The organism is Dietzia sp. DQ11-38-2, assembly GCF_014145055.1.
GTDB lineage: Bacteria > Actinomycetota > Actinomycetes > Mycobacteriales > Mycobacteriaceae > Dietzia.
This window is the reverse complement of sequence record NZ_JAALDW010000230.1, coordinates 314-4,708: the sequence shown is the minus strand read 5'-3', so window position 1 is coordinate 4,708 and position 4,395 is coordinate 314. Positions and strand designations below refer to the sequence as shown.

General features: G+C 71.1%; 5 protein-coding genes. All 5 read left to right on the top strand.

Annotated features, from left to right (window positions below; translation table 11 throughout):
• A partial coding sequence (locus tag G6026_RS08610) for a zinc finger domain-containing protein (RefSeq protein ID WP_277815602.1) occupies positions 1 to 280 on the top strand: 280 nt, incomplete at its 5' end.
• A gap of 5 nt (positions 281 to 285) precedes the next feature.
• Positions 286 to 765 (top strand): OsmC family protein, encoded by a 480-nt coding sequence (locus G6026_RS08605; RefSeq protein WP_107758113.1) that lies wholly within the window; start codon positions 286 to 288, stop codon positions 763 to 765.
• Positions 762 to 1,052: an acylphosphatase gene (locus tag G6026_RS08600; RefSeq protein WP_107756656.1), complete on the top strand. Its 291-nt coding sequence runs from the start codon at positions 762 to 764 to the stop codon at positions 1,050 to 1,052. The genes G6026_RS08605 and G6026_RS08600 overlap by 4 nt, the downstream gene beginning before the upstream one ends.
• An 89-nt stretch (positions 1,053 to 1,141) precedes the next feature.
• Entirely contained in the window at positions 1,142 to 3,862 is a 2,721-nt protein-coding gene (locus G6026_RS08595; protein WP_107756655.1) for an HAD-IC family P-type ATPase, read from the top strand.
• 26 nt (positions 3,863 to 3,888) lie between these two features.
• Positions 3,889 to 4,395: AAA family ATPase (locus tag G6026_RS17225; RefSeq protein WP_347238081.1), on the top strand; the 507-nt coding region annotated here is incomplete at its 3' end.

Genomic DNA, 4,395 nt, shown 5'->3' with positions numbered 1-4,395 from the left:
GGGCACCGTCCGCCGGCTCCTCGGCCACGCCCGCGAGGTGATGGCGGAGGCGTTGGGCGCCGGGGGCACCTCCTTCGACGCCCTGTACGTCAACGTCAACGGCGCGTCGGGGTACTTCGACAGGTCGCTCGACGTCTACGGGCAGGCGGGGCGACCGTGCGCGCGCTGCGGCACACCGGTGGTCCGGGAAGAGTTCATGAACCGTGGCTCACACTTCTGCCCGGGCTGCCAGAGGCCGCCCCGGCGTGCTGTGGTGCGTCGGCCCAGCTCCGTACGATGACCGACATGACGATGACCGACCCGGACGACACTTCCCAGTCCCCGCCGCCCGCCACCGATCTCCGGGTCGAGCGGTCCGGGACCCGGCGGTACGTGGGGCATTCGTCGCGAGGTGCGAGGGTCGAGATCGGCTCGGCGGACGTCGAGGGAGTGTTCACCCCGGGGGAACTGCTCAAGATCGCGCTCGGCGCGTGCACGGCGATGGCCTCCGATTTCACGATCTCGCGCCGATTGGGTGATGACTACGCCGCGACCGTCCGCGTCTCCGGGGACGCCGACCGCGAGGCCGAGCGGTACCCGCGACTGGAGGAGATCTACGAACTCGACCTGACCGGGCTCGACCCGGCCATGGCCGACCGGGTGCTCGGCATGATCCGTCGCTCGGTCGACGCGACCTGCACGGTCGGCCGGACGCTCACCGCGGGCACAGAGATCGGGCTGCGGTTCGACACCGGGATCGACCGGACCGGCGGAGACGCTCCGTGAGCGCACCGGCGCCCGATACGGTCCGGCTGGTGGCCTGGGTCCACGGGCAGGTGCAGGGCGTGGGTTTCCGGTGGTGGACGCGTTCCAGGGCACTCGAGCTCGGGCTCGTGGGCTACGCCGCGAACAAGCCGGACGGACGGGTCCACGTCGTGGCGGAGGGGCCCCGCCGGGCATGCCTTCAGCTCGTCGACCTGCTGCGGGGCGGAGACGGGCCGGGCAGGGTGGAGCTCGTGGTGGAGTCCTGGGACCGGGCGCGGGGGGACCTGTCCGGATTCCGCGAGCGCTGAACGCGTTCTCGGCCGCGGGCCCGGGCCGGGCAGGGGCATTCTGGAGGTGGACCGATCGCGACCTGAGAGACAGATCGGAGGACCGGACCATGACCTCAGGCACCGGAGACGGTGGCGTGGCCGACGTCGCCTGGCACGCACTGGAGGTGCCGGACGTACTCGACCGGGTGGGCGCCGGCACCACGGGACTGACCTCCGATGAGGCGACGCACCGTCTGGAGCGCCACGGTCCCAACCGGTTGGAGGCGACCGACGCGACCGCCGCCTGGCGGGTGCTGCTCCGGCAGTTCCGAAGCCCCCTGGTCCTGTTCCTGATGTTCTGCGCCGCGATCACCCTGGCGCAGGGTCACCTGGTGGACACCGCCGCGATCACGGCGGCGGTCGTGCTCAACGCGGCGATCGGGTTCTGGCAGGAGCGCAAGGCGGAGACAGAGGTCCGGGCCCTGCAATCCCTCGCCTCACCCACCGCCCGCGTGCGCCGGGACGGTCAGGTGCAGACCATCGACTCGGCCGCGCTGGTGCCCGGTGATCTCGTGCACCTCGAGAGCGGCGACCGCGTCCCCGCCGACCTGCGGCTGATCGAGGCGGTGTCCCTGAGGGTCGACGAGTCGATGCTCACAGGTGAGTCCCTGGCCACGGACAAGGACACGCATCCGGTCGCCCCCGATGCGCCGACCGGGGATCGGACCGGTATGGCGTTCAGCGGCTCGCTCATCTCGTCGGGCCGTGCGACGGGGGTCGTGGTCGGAACCGGTGCGGGTACCGAGCTCGGGGCCATCAACGAGCTGATCCAGGACACCGCGGCGGCGGCACCGCTCACCGCCCTCATCCACTCCATGGAGCGGTGGATCGGCCTGATCGTGGGGATCTCCGCGCTGGGCGTCTTCGCCGCCGGCCTCGCGCTCGGGCACGATGTCTCGCTGATGTTCCGGACCGCGGTGGCTCTCGTGGTATCCGCGATCCCCGAGGCGCTGCCCGTGGTGCTCACCGTGGCGATGAGCGTGGGCGTGGCCCGGATGGCGCGGCGCAATGCGATCGTGCGGCACCTGCCGTCGGTGGAGACCCTCGGGTCCACGACGGTGATCGGGTCGGACAAGACCGGGACCCTGACACAGAACCTGCTCACCGTGGAACGGCTGTGGACCACGGAGGGGGAGATCACCGTCGACGCCGCGACCGGGGTCGGCGCCGACACCGGGTGGATGAGTGCCGTCGCGGAGGCCGCCCTGCGCGCGGGCGCGCTGACCAACGAGGCCGTCCCGACGCGGGACGACCCCCTTCGGTTCACCGGCGACGCGGTGGATGCGGCGATGGCAGCGGTGGCGGTGCGACTGGGCGTGGTCACGCCTATGGAACGGGCCGCCGCCCCGGTGGCGCACATGCCGTACGAGCCCGAGCTCGGGTTCTCGCAGACGATCCGGAGCGAGGGCGGTCGGCCGGTGCTGTACGTCAAGGGTGCGCCCGATGCGGTCTCCGCGATGTGCTCGAGCATGCTCACCGCAGGGGGTACCACGAACATCGATCGGGCCGCCGTCCTGGCCGCCAACGAGGCACTGGGCTCGAAGGGGCTGCGGGTGATCGCCACGGCCCGCCGGGAGCTCGGGGACGGGGATCCGCGGCTGGCCGGCGGGACCCTCGAGGGAGCACCAGGGGACCTGACCTTCCTCGGCCTGGAGGGGATGACCGATCCACCACGTCCGGGCGTGCAGGAGGCGATCGCCGGCTGCCGGTCGGCGGGGATCCGGGTGATGATGATCACCGGAGATCATCCGGTCACGGCCGCCGCGATCGCCGGGAGGCTCGGGCTGGACACCGGCACGCCCCCCTTGACAGGTGCCGAGATCGCGGCCCTGGACGACACGATGCTCCGGGCCCGGCTGGCGGATGCCACGGTCGCAGCCCGGGTGTCGCCACAGGACAAGATGCGGATCGTCGACCAGCTCATGGCGATGGGCAACGTTGTCGCGGTGACCGGGGACGGCGTCAACGACGCGCCCGCACTCCGCGTCGCCTCCATCGGGGTCGCGATGGGCGGCTCGGGCACGGACGTCGCCCGCCAGGCCTCCGACATCGTGCTCACGGACGACGACTTCAGCACGATCGTCCACGCCGTGGAGGAGGGGCGGGTCACCTTCGCGACCATCCGCAAGGCCACCTTCTTCCTCCTGTCGACGGCGATCGCGGCGCTGCTGGCGGTCGCGGTCAACGTCTTCACCAACTCCCCCCTGATCCTCCTGCCGGTCCAGATGCTGTGGGCGAACCTGGTGACGTCCGGGATACAGGTGATCGCCCTCGCCTTCGAGCCCGGCGAGGGCGACGAACTGGAGGTGCCTCCCCGGAATCCCGGTGAGGGTGTCCTCGACGCCCCTATGTGGTGGCGGACCGCGCTGAGCGGGGTGTGGATAGCCGTCGTGACGCTGGTGGTCTACGAGCGCGCGATCTGGGACGGGATCGAGACCGACCACGCCCGCTCACTTGCGCTGACGGTGCTGGTGGCGGCGAGCTTCTTCCAGGTGATGAACGCCCGGGCGTTGCGTCGCTCGGTGTTCACCCTCAACCCCCTGGCGAACCCGCTGCTGCTGGTCGCCACGGCGGTCGCCGCCTGCCTGCAGGTGATGGTGGTGAGTTGGCCGGTCCTGGCCGGCCCGATGGGCCTGAGCGCGCTGAGCCCCGGTGAGTGGGTGCTGTGTGTGGCCGTCGGCGCCACGGTCATCGCGGTGTCCGAGATCCACAAACTGGCGGTGACACCGGCGGCCCGCCGACGCGCGGCCGCGATCCCCGCCGCAGGAGTCGCGGCTCCGGGGCGGTAGCCGGCCGTGCCATAGGATGGACATCCGTGTACCTCAAGTCGCTGACGCTCAAGGGCTTCAAGTCCTTCGCGGCGCCCACGACCCTGAGGTTCGAGCCCGGCGTCTGTTGCGTCGTCGGCCCCAACGGCTCCGGCAAATCCAACGTCGTGGACGCCCTGACCTGGGTGATGGGGGAGCACAGCGCCAAGTCACTGCGCGGCGGCAAGATGCAGGACGTGATCTTCGCCGGGACCGCCGGCAAGTCGCCGCTCGGCCGCGCGGAGGTCACGCTCACCCTCGACAACTCCGACGGCACCCTGCCGATCGACTACGCCGAGGTGTCCTTGACCCGCCGGATGTTCCGCGACGGCGCGGCAGAGTACGAGATCAACGGGGACCGTGCCCGGCTGATGGACGTCCAGGAGCTGCTCTCGGACTCGGGCATCGGGCGCGAGATGCACGTGATCGTGGGCCAGGGCAAGCTCGCCGAGATCCTCGAGTCCAAACCGGAAGAGCGCAGGGCCTTCATCGAAGAGGCGGCCGGGATACTCAAG

Excerpts from the sequence above, each read along its gene's own strand:
- G6026_RS08605 (WP_107758113.1), top strand. The coding sequence starts at position 286 with ATGACGATGACCGACCCGGACGACACTTCCCAGTCCCCGCCGCCCGCC.
- G6026_RS08595 (WP_107756655.1), top strand. The coding sequence starts at position 1,142 with ATGACCTCAGGCACCGGAGACGGTGGCGTGGCCGACGTCGCCTGGCAC.